The organism is Providencia sp. PROV073 (assembly GCF_033688125.1).
GTDB lineage: Bacteria > Pseudomonadota > Gammaproteobacteria > Enterobacterales > Enterobacteriaceae > Providencia > Providencia hangzhouensis.
Genome location: NZ_CP096353.1, coordinates 3,284,815 through 3,304,265, shown reverse-complemented (window position 1 = coordinate 3,304,265; position 19,451 = coordinate 3,284,815). Strand labels below are relative to the sequence as shown.

At 43.1% G+C, this 19,451-nt stretch carries 15 protein-coding genes; 8 read left to right on the top strand and 7 right to left on the bottom strand.

The genetic code is table 11. The annotated features are described in order from the left end of the window. Positions 1 to 97: 97 nt before the first annotated feature. Positions 98 to 913 carry a sulfite exporter TauE/SafE family protein gene (locus M1F17_RS15030; RefSeq protein WP_004256943.1) on the top strand — a complete coding sequence of 272 codons (816 nt, stop codon included), beginning with the start codon at positions 98 to 100 and terminating at the stop codon, positions 911 to 913. A 168-nt stretch (positions 914 to 1,081) separates the two neighbouring features. After that, positions 1,082 to 2,749: a glutamine--tRNA ligase gene (gene glnS, locus M1F17_RS15025; protein WP_144140804.1), complete on the top strand. Its 1,668-nt coding sequence runs from the start codon at positions 1,082 to 1,084 to the stop codon at positions 2,747 to 2,749. Positions 2,750 to 2,957: 208 nt separating this feature from the next. On the opposite strand, the gene M1F17_RS15020 is transcribed toward glnS, so the two are convergent. From M1F17_RS15020 to kdpF, 7 genes are all read right to left on the bottom strand, one after another. Then, positions 2,958 to 3,353 carry a DUF5329 family protein gene (locus M1F17_RS15020; RefSeq protein ID WP_004256937.1) on the bottom strand — a complete coding sequence of 132 codons (396 nt, stop codon included), beginning with the start codon at positions 3,351 to 3,353 and terminating at the stop codon, positions 2,958 to 2,960. A gap of 96 nt (positions 3,354 to 3,449) precedes the next feature. After that, positions 3,450 to 4,136 (bottom strand): two-component system response regulator KdpE, encoded by a 687-nt coding sequence (kdpE, locus tag M1F17_RS15015; RefSeq protein WP_080544454.1) that lies wholly within the window; start codon positions 4,134 to 4,136, stop codon positions 3,450 to 3,452. 16 nt (positions 4,137 to 4,152) lie between these two features. Further along, positions 4,153 to 6,840, bottom strand: coding sequence for a two-component system sensor histidine kinase KdpD (kdpD, locus tag M1F17_RS15010; RefSeq protein WP_180312089.1), 2,688 nt, complete (start codon positions 6,838 to 6,840; stop codon positions 4,153 to 4,155). An 8-nt stretch (positions 6,841 to 6,848) separates the two neighbouring features. Further along, on the bottom strand, positions 6,849 to 7,442 hold the full coding sequence (gene kdpC / locus M1F17_RS15005; RefSeq protein ID WP_180312088.1) for a potassium-transporting ATPase subunit KdpC: 594 nt from the start codon (positions 7,440 to 7,442) through the stop codon (positions 6,849 to 6,851). Between the two features lie 10 nt (positions 7,443 to 7,452). Then, the gene (gene kdpB, locus M1F17_RS15000) at positions 7,453 to 9,516 is read right to left on the bottom strand and encodes a potassium-transporting ATPase subunit KdpB (RefSeq protein WP_272674779.1); all 2,064 of its coding nucleotides are present in this window, start codon (positions 9,514 to 9,516) and stop codon (positions 7,453 to 7,455) included. A gap of 13 nt (positions 9,517 to 9,529) precedes the next feature. After that, on the bottom strand, positions 9,530 to 11,233 hold the full coding sequence (gene kdpA, locus M1F17_RS14995; RefSeq protein WP_144140808.1) for a potassium-transporting ATPase subunit KdpA: 1,704 nt from the start codon (positions 11,231 to 11,233) through the stop codon (positions 9,530 to 9,532). A gap of 1 nt (position 11,234) precedes the next feature. Next, positions 11,235 to 11,324 (bottom strand): K(+)-transporting ATPase subunit F, encoded by a 90-nt coding sequence (gene kdpF, locus M1F17_RS22580; protein WP_071585860.1) that lies wholly within the window; start codon positions 11,322 to 11,324, stop codon positions 11,235 to 11,237. 452 nt (positions 11,325 to 11,776) lie between these two features. On the opposite strand from kdpF, the gene M1F17_RS14990 reads away from it, so the two are divergent. From M1F17_RS14990 to M1F17_RS14965, 6 genes are all read left to right on the top strand, one after another. Next, a complete protein-coding gene (locus tag M1F17_RS14990) occupies positions 11,777 to 11,983 on the top strand; it encodes a YbfA family protein (protein WP_036957942.1) in 207 nt (68 codons plus the stop codon). A 234-nt stretch (positions 11,984 to 12,217) separates the two neighbouring features. Continuing rightward, on the top strand, positions 12,218 to 12,961 hold the full coding sequence (locus M1F17_RS14985; protein WP_164455885.1) for a type 2 GTP cyclohydrolase I: 744 nt from the start codon (positions 12,218 to 12,220) through the stop codon (positions 12,959 to 12,961). Between the two features lie 1,162 nt (positions 12,962 to 14,123). Continuing rightward, positions 14,124 to 14,642: an Hcp family type VI secretion system effector gene (locus M1F17_RS14980; protein ID WP_004246976.1), complete on the top strand. Its 519-nt coding sequence runs from the start codon at positions 14,124 to 14,126 to the stop codon at positions 14,640 to 14,642. 69 nt (positions 14,643 to 14,711) lie between these two features. After that, a complete protein-coding gene (locus M1F17_RS14975; RefSeq protein ID WP_206277540.1) occupies positions 14,712 to 16,820 on the top strand; it encodes a type VI secretion system Vgr family protein in 2,109 nt (702 codons plus the stop codon). Next, entirely contained in the window at positions 16,813 to 17,751 is a 939-nt protein-coding gene (locus tag M1F17_RS14970) for a DUF4123 domain-containing protein (RefSeq protein WP_144141168.1), read from the top strand. The genes M1F17_RS14975 and M1F17_RS14970 overlap by 8 nt, the downstream gene beginning before the upstream one ends. Next, complete coding sequence (locus M1F17_RS14965) at positions 17,751 to 19,409, top strand: hypothetical protein (protein ID WP_164455883.1); 1,659 nt, start codon at positions 17,751 to 17,753, stop codon at positions 19,407 to 19,409. The genes M1F17_RS14970 and M1F17_RS14965 overlap by 1 nt, the downstream gene beginning before the upstream one ends. Positions 19,410 to 19,451 lie beyond the last annotated feature (42 nt).

The window sequence follows — 19,451 nt, the reverse complement described above, 5'->3', positions numbered from 1 at the left end:
ACATTGGCGAAATCTCAAACAAGGTTGTCAAATTTGCATAAGCAAGGGGCTTTTTTCATCGATAAAATATTTTCTCAATTACTGAGAGGGGTTATCTGTGGAACTGCTTCTGTGTTTATTTGGCTTTATTTCGGGGATCACCACCGCACTATTCGGCTTCGGTGGCGGTTTTATTACGGTTCCACTGTTATATGCCTTGATTACCTTAGTGTGGGGGCCGCAAAGCGATGCAGGCAGTGTGGCAATGCAAATTGCGGTGGCAACATCAACCTGTGTGATGATCTTTTCATCGACGCTTTCGAGTCGTGCTCATTACCTTAAAGGCAACCTGAGTTGGCCAATTATTCGCCCTTTTATTATCCCTATTTCAATTGGCGGAATTCTAGGGGCAATAGTGGCGCTATCCGTAGATAGTGCATTAATTCGTTGGATATTTATTGGTTATTTAATTATCACTATTTTAGATTGCTTTATTCGTCCCGGTTTTATGAAAACAGAATCTATAGGTATACAAGCCTCCCGTGGCGGTATTTTTGCCGATACCCCGATTGGCGTGGTGATTGGTGCGGTGGCGGCATTTTTAGGTGTTGGCGGCAGTGTGATGACTGTTCCACTAATGCGGCGCCGTGGTGCCAGTATGATCCAAGCAGCCGCATTTGCGAACCCATTGACATTACCAATGGCAATCACGGGCACATTAACCTATTTTTATTTCGCTATTGATAAGCACATTGATCTCGGAGCAGGGTTTCTGGGGATGATCTATATCAAAGGGGCATTAATTTTAATTGTGACATCGTGGTTAGGGATCCGTTTTGCTTCTTTATTAATGCCTTACCTGAGCGATAAACGTCATGCCCAAAGCTATCCGTTACTGTTACTCGTCGTTTTAGCCGTCATGATACTGGCTTAGAATCGCGTATATCGGTGGGTAAAGATGAGGTTTTTACCCTAAATTCCTTCTGATCATCGCTTTTGCTGCACTTGGCGCAATCAAACGGTTGTTTCCTGATTGATTATGGTAGAATATATTTAATTACTATACGCTTTTGCGCGCTTTTGGCATTGAGGAATGATGACAATGAATGAGGCAGATGCTCGCCCAACAAATTTTATCCGTCAGATCATAGATGAAGATCTGGCGACTGGAAAACACACGTCAGTGCATACGCGTTTTCCACCTGAACCGAATGGCTATTTACATATTGGTCATGCGAAATCAATCTGCTTGAATTTTGGCATTGCCAAGGATTATCAGGGCCAATGTAACTTACGTTTTGATGATACAAATCCTGTAAAAGAAGATGTCGAATACGTTAACTCTATTCAAGAAGACGTTAAATGGCTTGGTTTTGAGTGGAGCGGCGATGTTCGTTATTCCTCTGACTACTTTGATACTTTGTATCAATACGCGATCGAGTTGATCAAAAAAGGCTTAGCTTACGTTGATGAGCTCAGCCCAGACGAAATTCGCGAATATCGTGGGACACTCAAAGAGCCTGGTAAAAATAGCCCATACCGTGAGCGCCTAATTGAAGACAACTTAGCACTATTCGAAAAAATGCGTGCGGGCGGCTTCGAAGAAGGAAAAGCGTGTTTACGTGCGAAAATCGATATGGCTTCGCCATTTATGGTGATGCGCGACCCAGTTTTATATCGTATTAAATTTGCGGAACATCACCAATCTGGCAATAAATGGTGTATTTATCCAATGTATGACTTCACGCATTGTATTTCTGATGCATTAGAAGGCATTACTCACTCTTTATGTACCTTAGAATTCCAAGACAATCGCCGTTTATATGATTGGGTTTTAGATAATATCACGATTGACTGTCACCCTCGTCAGTATGAGTTTTCTCGTCTGAATCTGGAATATACGGTGATGTCTAAGCGTAAACTGAACCAATTAGTGACCGAAAAACACGTAAATGGTTGGGATGACCCACGGATGTTAACCATTTCAGGTTTGCGTCGTCGTGGTTATACCGCAGCATCTATTCGTGAATTTTGCCAACGTATTGGTGTGACGAAGCAAGATAACAACGTCGAAATGGCCTCTTTAGAGTCCTGTATTCGTGATGATCTAAATGAGTCAGCACCACGTGCTATGGCGGTTATCGACCCAGTTCGTGTTGTCATTGAAAACATGCCTGCTGGTGAAGAGATTTTAACAGCGCCAAACCATCCAAATAAACCGGAGATGGGAACGCGCCAAGTGCCATTTAGTAACGAAATTTATATTGACCGTGCGGACTTCCGTGAAGAAGCAAATCGCCAATATAAGCGTTTAGTATTAGGCAAAGAAGTTCGTTTGCGTAATGCATATATCATTAAAGCAGAGCGTGTTGAAAAAGATGCGGATGGTAATATTACAACCATTTACTGTACTTATGATGCAGGCACATTAAATAAAGATCCAGCAGATGGCCGTAAAGTGAAAGGCGTTATTCATTGGGTTAGCGTAGCGCATGCATTACCTGCAGAAATTCGTCTGTATGACCGTTTATTCACTGTGCCAAACCCAGGTGCAGAAGACGATTTCTTATCCGTTATCAATCCTGAATCGTTAATTATTCGTCATGGTTTTGTTGAGCCAAGCCTGAAAAATGCAGAGGCAGAAAAAGCGTATCAGTTTGAGCGTGAAGGGTATTTCTGCGCGGATAATAAGCTAAGTAGTGCAGATCATTTAGTCTTTAATCGGACGGTGGGGTTGCGTGATACTTGGGCTAAGATTGAGAACTCTTAACTTGATGTCCCTGTCATTCTTTGTGCCACAGGGGTATTGGCTTCATTAAGTTACCCGAGTCACATACTTATGTATGCTCACGGGATAACTTAATTTGCCGCCTACCTGTGGTACAAATTATTTAGGGGCTAGATCGAATATTAGAACAAAAAAACGCTGACATTTATTTGCCAGCGTTTTTTATAGTAATCAACAGAACCTACAGAATTTACTCAGATTTGTTATCCACTTTGTCTTTCAGTAAACCATGCAAATATTTATTGGCTGGGATCACATTACCTTGTGCATCTTTGACTTGGTACTCTTCGCCAGTAATGGACGATTTTGAGGCAACATTATCAATAAATTGTTCTGTAGTTTTGAGACGTTTTTCTGTTTTACGTAGTTTTAAACGTAAGTGAGATTCTGCGTCGGCAGCAGAATGTTCAGTTCCGTTACGAGTAAAAGTAAGGTTCTGTTGCTTACCAAGCTCTGCTAGTAATGATTCAGTACGAACTTTTTCTTCAGGGCTTAGCGCAAGTGCTTGGGTGGTAACAAAAACGCTTAAAAAAAGTACTAAAGCAGATGAAAAACGGTTTGATAGTTGGGCTGTGAGTGACTGCACGAATTTCTCTCCATAGAAAAAAGGTGAGTAAATTATAGGCAGCCTTTTAATTTAAACTATCGGTAAGATTCCTAGAATTCAATGAATGGTAATCCATTAGGGCATAAACCGATAACCAATCCCTGTTTCGGTTAATAAGTGAATAGGGCGAGCAGGGTCATTTTCCAATTTTTGCCGTAGGTGGCCCATATAGATGCGTAAGTAATGATTATGTTCCACATAATTAGGCCCCCAAACTTGCAGTAATAAATGCCGTTGAGTTAATACTTTACCGCTATTAGCCACGAGTTCACTGAGTAAACGGAACTCAATCGGGGTAAGGTGGAGCTCTTCACCTTGCTTGGTAACAATTCGATTAATAAAATCGATAGTGATATCGCCAAACTGGCATTTTGAGTTTTCTTGGGTGGATTTGCCGAAACGCCGTAAAGCAACCCTAACACGAGCCAGTAATTCGCTAATCCCAAAGGGTTTTGTGAGGTAGTCATCAGCGCCTGCATCCAATGCAGCCACTTTCTGTGATTCTTCTTCGCGAGCGGATAAAACAATAATCGGAATACTGCTCCACTGACGTAGGTCACGAATTAAATCAAGCCCATCACCATCGGGCAAGCCAAGGTCTAAAATCAATAAATCAGGTTGCCGAGTACCCGATTCGATTAGGCCGCGGTGGTAATTTTCGGCTTCAAACACTTTCCAGCCTTCACCCTCCAACGCTAAACGAACAAAGCGACGGATTTCTTTTTCATCTTCAATAACCAGTATTTGATGGTTAGTACTCACAATATCGAGGGTCCTTCTATATCTCTGCCTCAATATCAGGCAGTTGCTTTAAAGGTAAAACAAAATGGAAACTGGCTCCACCTTTATTATTGTTTTGCGCCCAAATTTCGCCTTCATGCAATTGAATAATGGCACGACAAATGGCAAGCCCTAAGCCAACGCCTGGGATTGCTGATTCTTTTTGTGCCCGAGAAAATTTATCAAAAATGGTTTTTTCTTGCCCGTTTGGGATCGCATTGCTGGCATCCCATATTTCAATATGAATTTTTTGCCCTTCAACTGCGGCTCGAATACCAATCGGGGTATTGTTATTGCTATATTTTACGGCATTTTCTAAGAGATTGATTAGCACTCGTTCAATCAAATTGGCATCACAATAAAGCAATAAATCTGCTGGAATATCAATCTCTAAAGGGTGACTGTGTAAGGTGTAATCTAAGGTTCTAACGGCACTACTGGTAATTTCTTGTAGTGATTCCCACGCTAAGTTGGGTTGAATGCTGCCAGATTGCAAACGAGCCATATCCAGTAAATTATTAACTAAGCGAGAGGTGCTTAGTACTTGTTGGCGCATTTGGTTGACTTGCTCTGTTAAGGGGGAATTTTCTGCTGATAAGTTCAACATTAAAATTTCAGTTTGTCCGAACAAAACGGTAAGTGGCGTTTTTAGATCATGGGAAAGAGCGGCAAGTAACGAGTTTCTCAGTTGTTCACGTTCAATATTTAATTTGGCTAATTCAGCTTGTTTGGTCAGTTGTAGACGAGCAAGCGAGCTTGCAATCAGCCCCGTAAAGGTTTGCAGCATGCGTTGCTGCTCTGGGATCAATAACTGGCGCATGTTTCTTGGCTCAATGGCAAGAACGGCAAGGGTTTGGTCGGCAGTGGTGATAGGTTGTAATTGATAAGGAACACTTGGCAAAGTATCCGTACCAGCACCGGCTGGCTGGCGTTTATCAAAACTCCACTTAGCAATGGCTTTATCAATTTGCATTGCTGTGTAGCCATCACATTGCAACGGTGTTAATTGCCCATCCTCATCAGGTAATAACAAGCAACTTTTGGCTTGGAAGGCATTATTGAGAAAATGATATCCTGTTTTTCCAATATCATCAGTGGTGATGGCTTGGCCTAATTCTTTTGTCATTTCATATAAATGACGGGTCCGTTGTTCGCGATACCGAGCAATACGAGCTTGGTAGCGCATACCCGCAGTTAAATTCCCCACAACAACCCCAACAATTAGCATCACCGTAAAAGTGACTAAATATTGCATATCCATGATAGCAAGGGAAAAGTGGGGTTGAACAAAGAACAGGTCAAAACTGATCACGTTAACCAAGGCGGCAAAGACAGAGGGGCGTCGGCCATAAAATAATGCGATTAACACGACACCTAATAGATAGAGTGTCACGAGGTTGGCTTTATCGAGGGCCAATAAAAAGGTACGTGAAAATAAGGTGATAGCGGCGCACATCACAATGGCCATTAAATAGCCATTCATATCCGATCGCCATTTTTCAGAGAACGGTTTTCTTTCGGGTTCTTTGTCCCACTCACTTTTTTCTTCAAGTGCGACGATCACTAGGTCTAGATCTGGGCCGAGCTTACCTAGGCGATCGGCAAAACCGGGGCGTAAATTGAACTTAAACCATTTATTTGTTTTATTACGTCGGCCAATTAATATCTTCCCTAAATTATGTTCTCGTGCGTAACGCAATATGGCTTTTTCTTCAGAAGGATCTGATAAGGTCGCTGTTTCTGCCCCTAAGTCTTGAGCAAGTCGCAATGCGTTTAAGATAGCTCTACGCTGTGTTTCCGGTAGCTGATGAAGCGAAGGGGTTTCAACATAAACAGCATGCCAGACACTACCGAATTTTGCGGCAAGCCGAGCCGCGGTACGAACTAACTTTTCATTTCCCGTATTATGGCCAACGCATAACAATAGCCCATCGCGAGTGTGCCATACGGGTGCTTGGCCTTTACCGCCACGAAATTCACGCATTTGGTCATCAACTCGGTCGGCAGTGCGACGAAGAGCGAGTTCACGAAGTGCAATTAAATTTCCTTTGCGGAAAAAATGCTCGATGGCCCGTTCGGCTTGCCCTGGTATGTATACCTTACCTTCTTTAAGACGTTGCCGTAGGTCGTCAGGGGGAAGATCGACTAACACCACTTCGTCAGCGGCATCAAAAATATGGTCTGGAACCGTTTCACGGACTCGAATACCTGTAATGCTTCCAACAATATCATTTAGGCTTTCAATGTGTTGAACGTTGATGGTTGTCAGTACATCAATTCCAGCATCAAGTAACTCTTCGACATCTTGCCAACGTTTAGGGTGTCGGCTGCCATTAGGGTTACTAAATGCTAATTCATCCATTAAAATTATGGCAGGATGCCTAGCAATTGCAGCATCAATATCGAAGCCATTTAGGCGGCGGCCGTGATGAGTAATGCGTCTGGGTGGTAACAGAGAAAGGCCGTCAATTAACGCGGCTGTTTCTTCTCTTTCATGGGTTTCTACCACGCCAACCAGAACATCTAGCCCTTGGGCTCTAAGCCTTTGCGCTTCTTGCAGCATGGCATACGTTTTTCCAACACCTGCACAGGCACCGAAAAAAATCTTTAATTTGCCACGCCCAATTTCATTGGCTTTGACCAAGAGTTCATCGGGGTTAGGGCGAATAGGTTCCTGATTGTTCATCACAGCCCCTAGTGAGTTTGACTGTTTATTTGTTGTTGATATTCATCAAGTGCTAGGTTCAGTTTTAGCACATTAATGACCGGTTCGCCTAAAAAGGGTAACAGTGCCTGTTCAGTATGCGTTTCTATCAATGATTTTACCGCATCCAAAGGAATTTGCCTGCTCTTTGCAACGCGTGGAGCTTGGTATAACGCTGCATCAATAGAAATATTGGGGTCTAAGCCGCTGGCAGACGCCGTGAGTAAATCCACTGGGGTGGCGTTATCTGCATCGGGGTTTGCTGCGCGCAGTTGTTCGTTACGCTCAGTCATCGTTTGTTGTAATAACGGGTTACTGACCGCTAAATTACTTCCGCCAGAAGCTAATGCGTTATAGGGGCTATCAACCGTCGCAGAGGGGCGACCGTGAAAATATCGGATGTCACCCACATTTTGCCCGATCAAGGCTGAGCCAACAGTACGTTCATCTTGCATAAGTAGAGAGCCGTGAGCCTGCCATGGAAAAAAGATGTTAGCGAGACCAGTTACCACTAATGGGTAAGCAATACCGGTAAAAATGGTGAGTACTAGTAACATGATAATCGACGAACGGATCATATTCATAATCAACTCCTTATATTCCAAAAAAACTAATAAGCAGATCAATCAGTTTGATCCCAACGAATGGCACAATTAACCCGCCTAAGCCATAAATGCCTAAATTACGTTGCAATAACGATTGGGAACTCATTGGGCGATAATGGACACCTTTAATGGCTAAAGGGATCAAGAAGATAATAATCAATGCGTTGAAGATGACCGCAGAAAGGATAGCGGACGCAGGTGAATGTAATTGCATAATATTTAATGCATTTAATTGTGGCCACGTCACGGCAAAAGCCGCAGGGATAATGGCAAAATATTTAGCAATATCATTGGCAATACTGAAGGTGGTTAATGAGCCGCGAGTCATCAACATTTGTTTACCAATATGCACGACTTCGATTAGCTTGGTTGGGTTAGAGTCTAAATCAACCATGTTACCGGCTTCTTTTGCCGCTTGGGTGCCAGAGTTCATTGCCACTGCGACATCCGCTTGCGCCAGTGCTGGCGCATCGTTGGTGCCGTCACCTGTCATGGCAACTAAGCGGCCTTCAGATTGATATTGGCGGATCAACGCCAGTTTGGCTTCCGGTGTGGCTTCAGCAAGGAAATCATCAACCCCAGCCTCTGCCGCAATAGCAGCGGCGGTTAAATGGTTATCTCCCGTGATCATCACGGTCTTTATGCCCATACTGCGCATTTGAGCAAAACGCTCTTTCATTCCACCTTTAACGATATCTTTGAGTGCCACAACCCCTAATACAGTTTGGTTATCAACGACAACGAGTGGGGTTCCTCCCAAATGAGCAACTTTTTCGACCAGTTGATCGGCTTCTACTGGGAATTTACCGTGGTTAGCTTCAATATAACGACGGATCGCATCCGCAGAGCCTTTGCGGATCATCCGTTCGCCAATATTGACTCCACTCATACGCGTCATTGCAGAAAAAGGAACAAAAGTCGCATTCAGGGCATGAATATCTCTTTCACGTAAATTGAATTTTTGTTTTGCCAGTATCACAATACTGCGGCCTTCTGGTGTTTCATCGGCTAAAGAAGATAATTGTGCTGCATCAGCCAGTTGCTGTTCAGTGATACCCGTTAGCGGTAAAAACTCGGAGGCTTGGCGGTTTCCCAGTGTAATTGTCCCTGTTTTATCGAGTAATAGAACGTCAACGTCTCCCGCAGCTTCTACGGCACGCCCGCTGGTGGCAATAACATTGGCTCCTAGCATGCGGCTCATCCCTGCTACACCGATAGACGAAAGCAAGCCACCAATGGTGGTTGGGATTAAACAAACTAATAGGGCAATCAACACTAAAATAGAAACTGCATCGCCAGCACCGGCATAATCTGCGGCAAAAGAGGTAAAGGGGTACAAAGTTGCACAGACAAGGACGAAAATGATCGTTAATGCAGTTAACAAAATGGTGAGTGCGATTTCATTGGGTGTTTTACGGCGTTGCGCACCTTCAACCATGGAAATCATTCTATCTAAGAAGGTTTCACCGGGGTTGACCGTACATTCCACGATCAGCCAATCGGAAAGTACGCGAGTTCCCCCTGTTACAGAGGAAAAATCACCACCAGATTCACGGATCACTGGAGCTGATTCCCCTGTAATTGCGCTTTCATCCACAGAGGCGCCGCCTTCGATGACTTCCCCATCGCAAGGAATGGTATCTCCAGCACGGATCAACACAATATCGCCTTTACGTAACTGATCTGAATTCACTATTTCTTGATTGGCATCCAGCGAAGCAGACGCTAAACGCGTTGCGCTACTTTGTTGCTTTACGCCTTTTAAGCTTTGGGCTTGTGCTTTGCTACGCCCTTCAGCGAGTGCTTCCGCAAAGTTGGCAAAAATAACCGTAAACCACAGCCAAAGGGTGATCATTCCACTGAACCAAGCACTACCTAGTGTGTAATCCATTACCATGGCTAACCAAAGTAACGTAGTGATAATACTGCCAATAAAGACTACAAACATCACTGGGTTACGCCATTGCGCTTGCGGGGTGCATTTTTTGATAGACTCAAAAATAGACTGCTTGATTAGCTTATTATCGAATAATTTAATATTTTTATTGTTCATATTTTCCTCCTTATCATCCCGCAAAACCAATGTGTAATTGTTCAGCAATTGGACCTAAAGCAAGGGCTGGTACAAAGGTTAGGGCACCAATGAGAAGCACAGTGAAAATCAGTAACCCAATGAATAAAGGGCCTGTTGTGGGTAAAGTAGCATGGCTTTGGGCTTGTGGTTTTTTATTGGCCATTGAGCCTGCAATCGCTAAGACGGGAAGGATCACACCAAAACGACCAATAAACATGGCTATTGCAAGTAGCACATTGTAGAACGGCGTATTCGTGCTGAGCCCTGCAAAAGCGCTACCATTATTATTGGCGGCAGAAGAAAAGGCATATAGCACTTCACTAAACCCATGCGCGCCTGGATTTAAAATCCCTGCACGCCCAGCTTCGGTCATTAATGAAATAGTTGTACCAAGTAGTACTAAGGTTGGGGTGACTAAAATCGCCAGTGCGACCATTTTCATTTCCCGAACTTCGATTTTTTTACCGAGGTATTCAGGTGTACGGCCAATCATCAAGCCAGCAAGGAAAACGGCGAGTAACACAAACAGCAACATGCCGTATAAACCGGAACCGACACCGCCAAATACCACTTCACCAATTTGCATTAACCACATCGGCACCATTCCACCCATTGCAGTAAAGGAGTCATGCATGGCGTTAACCGCTCCACAAGAGGCTGCGGTGGTGACGACGGCAAACAAAGCGGAGCCGACAATCCCAAAACGACTCTCTTTTCCTTCCATATTGGCAGAGCTAGTGGCATGCAGTTCGGCTAAAAATGGGTTTCCCACATATTCCGCTTTAACTACGACTATGGCAGCAACCACAAAAATGATCCCCATAACCCAGAGTAAGGTATGGCCTTGCTTGTTGTTACCAACGACACGACCAAAGGCAAAGCAAAGTGCAGTAGGGATTAGGAAAATCGCTAACATTTGCACAAAATTACTCAGTGCAGTTGGGTTTTCAAAAGGGTGCGATGAATTAGAGCCGAAGAACCCGCCACCATTTGTGCCGAGCAATTTTATTGCTTCTTGGGACGCAACTGGCCCCATCGGTAATAGCTGTTCACTGCTATCTAAAGGATGAATAAGTAAATAATTGGAAAAATTTTGGATCACACCTTGGCTGACAAAAAATAGCGCAAAAATAATCGCTAAAGGGAAGAGCAAATACACAGTAATGCGGTAAATATCTAACCACGCATTACCGACAGTTTTACTGCCATGGTGTGAAAAAGCACGAATAATTGCGAAGGCCACAGCAAGGCCTGTCGCTGCGGAAAGAAAGTTTTGTACAGTCAGCCCTGCCATTTGGCTTAAATAGCTTAATGTATTTTCGCCGCTATAGGCTTGCCAGTTAGTATTAGTAACAAAACTAACCGCGGTATTAAAGGCTAAGTCCCAGCTCATCCCTTCAAAGTGTTGAGGGTTAAGGGGCAAACGGCCTTGGCAGATTAAAATAACGAATAATAAAACAAAGCCTAAAAGATTAAATAATACAATCGCTAAGGCATATTGTCGCCAATTCATCTCAGCCATTTCACGCCCTGGTTGTTTGACCCTAGCAAGGCGCCAAAGTAAGGACTCACTGCTTGCTAACCGACGAGGTATATCATTGTCGATTAGCCGAGCAATACCGTTACCTAAAGGTTTTGCTAAGATGAATAAGATCAGTAAAAAACTACCTAAAAATAGCAATGTAGTGGTAGTCATATCAGAAATCCTCCGCGTTAAGCAGGGCATAAATCAGATACGCCAGCAGTAAAACAACGAGAACTGCCCCAATAATGGAAAGTAATGACACAGTATTTTCTCCTTATTATTTCCATGAGATAAGGCTAAAGAGTTCGTTGTAAAGAAGCTGATAAAAATCACGGGTAGGATGTAAAAAAAGTATAAAAATGGTTATTTATCGAGCAAGAAGAGAGTGCTTAATAGAGAAAGTGGCGTGTGGTTTTATTAATTTACTTGTTAAATAATTGTAATTTAAATGTACAAATAAAACATTTATTGGTTAAAAAATGTAATAAAAATACGGAATGAACAGATTTTTTAGAAAAATTTACACATTAAGTGGTCAGATGAGTAGTTTTATTACACAATTTGCGATATCCTATCTACAGTCAATATATTTCATATTATCTGTTCGGTTTTAGTCGCTCTTTACTACTGTGTTAATGGGAAATGTGTGTTAATGGGGAATGGTAGAGCAAAGCTGGAATCGACAAATAAAGTGGCAACTGAAGGAGGATACCGATGTCCACATATCGCGAATATTCCCGTAATCAGGTACTTGCACGCCGCACTGCTGCTGTAACAGCTGGCATTATTGCGTTTCCGGTTATGGTTTTTTATCCAAAAAGAGCAAAGTTTTATAGCCATTTACATAAAGTTTGGGCAAAAACCAGTGATAAACCGGTTTGGCTAGAACGTTCAGAGACAACGCTGGAAAGTCACCGCTAATTTAGTACTTAATGGCGAGTAATAACCCCTACAATGTTGAATTGTGGGGGTTTTGTTTTTTTATTTTCTTACTTGCATTTACTATCCACTTGGGTTTTTCTCGATTAATGCCCTCGATTTGTTCTAAATAACACAGAAAAAAATTATGTTTCCGTTTATGCTTATTGATTATCAGTCAATTACGTTCAAACTGGTGGATAAACCGTTTAGCTGTGCAGTAAAAAGGACAACATAATGCATAATTTAAGATTAGAAGAAATCATTAATGACGAATTGAAAGTTAGTGAGTTCCAAGATTTTGCACCGAATGGATTGCAAGTTGAAGGGCGGCCCCATGTACATAAAATCATCACAGGGGTGACAGCTTGCCAAGCATTGCTGGATGTTGCTGTTGAAAAGAAAGCTGATGCCGTCATTGTTCATCATGGCTATTTTTGGAAAAATGAGCCAGCCATTATCAAAGGCATGAAGAGAAATCGCTTAAAAACATTATTAGCGAATGATATAAACCTGTATGGTTATCACCTCCCATTAGATGCACATCACCAGTTAGGTAATAATACCCAGCTTGCTTATATTATGGGGGTGCAGGTGAACGGCCAAATCGACCCATTAATGCCATTTGGTTTTTTTGATCAACCTATTACACCTTCAGAATTAACGTCTCGTTTAGAAACTCGCCTTGGCCGTAAAGTTCTTCATTGTGGTGATAATGCAAAAGAAGAAATTCGCCAAATTGCATGGTGTACAGGTGGAGGGCAAGGTTTCATCCTACAAGCGGCAGAATTTGGCGTAGATGCCTTTGTAACAGGGGAGGTTTCCGAGCAAACCATTCATATAGCAAGAGAAATGGGTATCCATTTCTACAGTGCAGGGCATCACGCAACAGAGCGTTATGGGATCAAGGCGTTGACTCAGTGGTTAGTCGATGAGCAGGGGTTAGATGCAGAGTTTGTCGATATCGATAACCCTGCCTAATCTTCGTCGCCTTTCAAACCACAGCGTTGTTGGCTGCATTCACGAACCCTAGTCACATACTTATGTATGCTCCTAGGGCTTCGCTCTCTTGCCGCCTAGCTGTGATTCGAAAAGCATAGAAGATGGATTAATAATATATTTATAGAATTAAATTTTCGTTGCCTTTTGCATCAAAGCGTTGTTGGCTGCATTCACGAATCCTAGTCACATACTTATGTATGCTCCTAGGGATTTGCTCTCTTGCCGCCTAGCTGTGATTCGAAAAGCATAGAAGATGGATTAATAATATATTTATAGAATTAAATTTTAGTTGCCTTTTACATCAAAGCGTTGTTGGCTGCATTCACGAACCCTAGTCACATACTTATGTATGCTCCTAGGGCTTTGCTCTCTTGCCGCCTAGCTGTGATTCGAAAAACATAGAAGATGGATTAATAATATATTTATAGAATTAAATTTTCGTTTTATTCGAGCGGTGGCAGTGTTGGTTTCACTTAATATGTATGTACCTAAGATTTAGTTTGATATTTGAACGTATTATCAATATGGCCGATACTTCTCATATGGTTAGATAAAGTATCCTCCTATTTTTCTTTTAATATTATTCTTTAATATAGTGCTTTCTTACTAAACTATTGTACCGCTCCTATACCACACAGTAAAAATGCAAAATTTATAGTTGGTTAGCACACCTATCGATATTAATAACTTGTAATTGCACATTGGGTAGCTAAATACACTGCTGAATTGGGGTGATAATTTCACTGCTAGTAGAGGGTAGCTTAAATTCTCTATTTTATTTGTTTTGAATCATGTAGTTGCGATAACTTCTTAAGTTGAAATATTTAGTAACATAGTTTATTTCTATGTACATTAGAACTTACTGGGCTAATCGCAATTTGGTCTATTTTTTGTTCGATGATTATTTTGTTATGATTCGTTTTTGGTGTTTTTCCGGAATTATATAGCGATATTTCAACCCGTTTACGCTAAGTCACTTATCCTAGAGAGATACAAACTGGCCCTCCGGTTTACAGTCCATTCATAAGCTTTTATTATCCTTAACTCAAATCTTACCGTGCGCACGGGCTGAGATGACGGAAATTAATCGATAATTATGTCGACTTAACCCAATTTGTCATTCTTGATAAAGGATATCGCTATGCCAACTCCATGTTATATTTCCATTGAAGGAAAAACCCAAGGTAACATCACTGCCGGTGCATTTACTGCCGATTCTGTCGGTAATATTTATGTACAAGGTCATGAAGACCAAATGTTAGTGCAAGAGTTTTCTCACGTTGTGACTGTACCGACAGACCCACAATCCGGCCAACCTTCAGGCCAACGTGCGCACAAGCCGTTCCGTTTTACCGTGGCGTTAAATAAAGCCGTTCCGCTGCTGTATAACGCATTAGCGTCTGGCGAAATGCTGCCGAAAGTGGAACTGAAATGGTACCGCACATCGGTTGAAGGCAAGCAAGAGCATTTCTTCACCACCACGTTAACTGATGCGACTATCGTCAATATCGATTGCCAAATGCCGCACTGCCAAGACCCGGCGAAAGCGGACTTTACACAGTTAATCGAAGTGTCTCTGTCTTACCGCAAAATCGATTGGGAACACACCGTTGCAGGCACATCCGGTGCCGATGACTGGCGCGCACCGCTCGAAGCGTAAGTTCGAATTTAGCGAGCCTCTCGAGGCTCGTTTGCATTTTTCGCTTTTTCTCCTGTAGAGGAAACCCCCATGTCTTGGACAGACCCCAATAAAAACAAACGACTTGGCAGCCCCGAAAATAACCCACTTATTCACGGTGGTGGGTATGCGGGTGGCAGAACCTATGCACAGGACCAAGCCTTGCAAGAAGCCCATGGTCAACTGCTAGACCGTATTATGAGTGGCGAAATGGGGACGGGATTAGTATTCACCTGTACCATTGGTGGGTTACCTGAAAATACCTTTCAAGTGACCCAGTTTGATTTGCAAGAAGGGCTTTCCCAGCTCTTTTCACTGTCGATTCAGGCGGTCAGCCCGTTACCCGAGATTGATTTTCAAACGGTGCTGGGTGTGGCCTCCTCGTTGACTGTAAAGCGAGATGGAAAAATTCTTCGCAGGGTACAAGGTATCTTAGCGGGTGCAGAGCAAGGCAATACGGATGGTGTGAAAACCTGGTATCACTTTGTGATACGCCCTGAAATGTGGGTGATGACGCTTAAGCAAGACAGCCGCATTTTCCAAAATATGACGGTGCCGAACATTCTTGAGACGCTATTAAGCGAGTCTCACATCAAATTTGATAAGCAGTTTTACCACCCTGAAGAGCATCTAAAACGCGAGTATATCACCCAAAAGCGTGAAACGATGTATGAGTTCTGGTGCCGCCTCGCTGCCGAAGAAGGGATTAATTACTGGTTCGAAGAAGGCCCACAACTGTTTTACAGTGACCGTCATTTAGGCATGAAAGCGGGGATATCGCTCACCTATAATCCGCAATCTGAAACGGATATCACCGACAGCACCGCCACCACATGGCGCTATGCCGAGCAGTTGTGCAGCGATATCCGCGTGGATAAAGACTACAACCAACTTCGCCCCTCTTACCCACTGAGCCACCAAGTCACGGGGGAAGTTCATCAACAACATGAAGTATTTGAAAGCTATGGTCGCTTTCAAGAAGATGCCGAGGGGCAGCCCTTCAACCAAATTCGCTACGAGCAATCACAAAACCAGCGGCAAGTAGGAACGGCGACGACTAACTGCATTGAGTTAGCACCGGGACGCATCTTTAGCCTATCAAACCATCCTAGTCCTCGAATGAATACGACGTGGCAAGTGATTAGCGTATCCCATCACGGTGTGCAACCTCTTGCTGATAACAGTGGCGGTGAAGGCACCCAACTGAGTAACCAGCTGTCCTTTATCCCCAGTACTCAAGAGTGGCGACCGCCCTATCGGTATAAACCTACAGCGGATGGGGATGAGCTGGCTACCGTTGTCGGGCCACCGGGTGAAGAAATCTATACCAACTCTCAAGGGGCGGTTACGGTCTATTTCCATTGGGACAGGCGCGGCAAACCTGACCATAGCGCGTCTTGTTGGGTGCGAGTCGCCCACGGTTGGAACGGCGATGGCTTTGGGTTTATGTCCATCCCCAGAATTGGGCAGGAAGTAATTATTTCCTATCTTAACAATGATATAGATAAACCCATCATTACGGGCTGTACTTATAATGGCCGTAATCGGCCGCCAATTGATTTACCGAAACACAAAACGCGCACGACGTTTCGCACCAAAACCCACAAAGGGGATGGCTTTAATGAGTTGCGTTTTGAAGATGAGGCAGGCCAAGAAGAAATCTATCTCCATGCGCAAAAGAATTTGGCCATCAATGTGCTGAACTCACGGGGTGAACGGATTAATTACGACCGGACAACCAGTATTGGTCATAACGATGAACTGGTTGTTGCCAGTAATCGGACCGTGACGGTTGAAGGTAATCAAGCGCACAAAACAACCGGTAACTATCAAGACAAAGTTGAGGGAGACCAACACCTTTCGGTTGAGGGGGATTTGGTTAAGGCAATACAAGGTGTGGTCAGCGTGAATGCACAAGGGGATATTACCTTACAAAGCAGCAGCAAAATCACGTTAAAAGTGGGCGGAAGCTTTGTCGTTGTTCACAGCGGTGGCGTGGATATTAAAGGACCGGCGATAAACTTAAATTCAGGGGGAAGCCCTGGGGATATCCTGCAAGCGACTAACCCTGCGGTACTTAAAGCCGCTGCGAGCAGTGGCGCGGCCTTTGTGGCGCATTGTCCCATGAAGGAAGGGCAAGAGGAGGCGGAAAATGGTTAAACCTGAAACGTGCTATGCCATTATCGATGCAGCTTCCGAGCCCGATGTCTTTAATTTGTTCGCCGAGCACGAACCGCCGGCGAGTTGCTTATACAGCGAACCGATTCAACCTGAAATTGTGTCATTAGCGCCCTATTTAGTGGAAGTGACCGAAGAGGTGCAACGCTGGTTAAGTACGCGAGAGACGCCTTGGGGAATTTATGTTTATACGAACGCAACCATGCGTGAGTTACGTCAGCATCTGCGCAAATACTTGATGGTGATGATACCGGGACAAGAAAAGCCGGTCTTTTGGCGTTTTTATGACCCTCGCAATGTGTGGGATGTGCTTGGAACCTTTGATAATTGGCGATTGCATGTATTTTTAGGTCCTATCACGCAGCTGAAGACGTTGTTATGGGGAGAGGAAACCGCTTCCCGCTTTGAGCGTGAGCGCCGCGGATTTCCGGATAATGCGAAGCTCGGGGGCAAGCTGATGCGTTTTACCCCCATTCAATATGATGCAGTAAATCTCGTTTTTGAACGCCAATTTTTAGACCAGTTAATTTACTTTTTTATTCACGCCAAAAGTATGAGTTATCAATCACAAATGGATTTTTCATTAGAGGATTGGGTTGTCAGTGCGTTTGAACGACCAGCACCGAGAGCACAAAAAATACAAGAGCGTTATGGTGAAACCACTTGGCGGCAAAATTGGCAATTAGCGAGTGATTTGTCGTCATTTTGTCAGCAGCACAGAATCGATGACAAACATTCCTATCAGTTAATTGCCTATATGCTGGCATTATACCAAATTTATCGAATTGAGGATGTTCCAGAAGAATGGCGCGTGTCTTTAGCTGATGAAACGGGTTCCGGAAATTATCGAGTATATCGTTTGGCTAATCGTATCTTAAATATGTTGCCAGACTTAGCAAAGGAAAATGGATAATGAGTGATAAATTAATATCACCTAAAGTAGGGTGTGCAACGCAAACATGTGACATACCGGAACCTTGTTATCTGGATTTACTTGTCAAAGACACCTCAAAGGATAAGGTGATTTTAGAGTGGCGGGGCGAGGATGTTATATCACCGGAAATAGTGATTGATGAGGGCGAGGGGGTTCCGTTAGAAATCCTGCTCAATGATAAGAAACATAATAATGCTCAACATAACGCGATACTCACTTCAAAGAACTATGAACAAGCATTGAGTTTGGGTTCATCTCAATCGGTTTCGGTTTCCTATAATGCAAGTCGTGATGCGGGGACTTTTAGCGCAAGTAATTTACTCAATACCTTTGTCAATATGCTGGCGCCCATTGACGCATTCAAGTCGCCTAGACGATACAATATTACAGCGACTAATTGCCTTGGTACGAAACAAGATTGGACTTTTGATGTAATTCCTTCGGTGAAGTTTGGGTTCTCTGTCAATTTTAGTTACTCCTTTCAAACTCGAGAAGCGAATGATAAAGAGCGAAGGGATAAGCAAATTAGTAAATTAAAGTCAGAACGACTCAAGGGCGGGCCAGGGGAAAATACGTTACCGAAGAAGCTGAATAAGTACCATAAAGGCTGGACATTAGCGCCGATCCCATTTGTCAAAACGACCTCACTAGGTATTGATGTCGGCTTTTTTTATGAGCTAGCAGGGCATCCCTATAATTTAACGCCTATTAAGCAAATAAGCGAAACAAAAACGTTTCTTGATGACTTGTCAGGTATATTGAAAGTCAGTCAAATTATTAATGATATCGAAACAAAATTGTTATATCAGCAAAAAGGTAAATTGACCCCTTTCGCCGATAAATATCCTATTTTCTCTTTCGATTTTTCAGATATCGAGATTGGATTAACCTTCTTTATGGAGAATGTAACTCAGCGTGATTCAGCTCGATTAGTTTGTGCATTAGAAGGGAAGCCTTTTTGGGGCGGGTCATTTAATATTGATGTTTTGCAGGTACTTGCGCTTTATGGTGGCAAAGCCTTGAGCAGCGGTATAAGTAAGTTACGTGAAGCTTTAGAAGAAAGGAAAAAAGGTAAAGATAAATTTAGTGCGGGTATTAATATTGATATTACTTTCTCTTTTGCTGTTCACTGTTTTGTGGGGATGGCTCAAACTCCTGACAAGCAACAAGAGTTTGCATTTGATGGTGATAATAAGTTTGAGATAGGCTTTAAAGCCGATGCGGGTGCTTATATCAAAGCCAATGTCCTTTTTTTAGAGGCGTGTTTTGAATTTCATCTACGATTCGAAACAAAAGGTGCACTTGCTTTAGATGCCCATGATGATGGAATAGACTTAGTCCTTTGTCATGATGGTATTGTGCTGAAATTTCAATTTACGGCAGATATTTCTCTTCGAACCAAAAAAGATGATAGTGCTTTTTATGAGGGTGCTCCACTCGACGCAGATTGGACTATCTACCAATTTGCAGACCCTTTAACGCCTACCGAGTCAGATATTCGTTTTAATTTAGCGGGGCAAGTTAGAAAAGTACCTGAAAGACAACGACCGGAACTAGCCGCGTTTACTTCAGCAGTCAATGCCGTACCGACATCCATAGCAGGCACGGCTATAAAAAATACTTTTGAAAAAGGTTAATGATGAAACTAAGCAACTTACTGTGTATGACGACAATCTTAA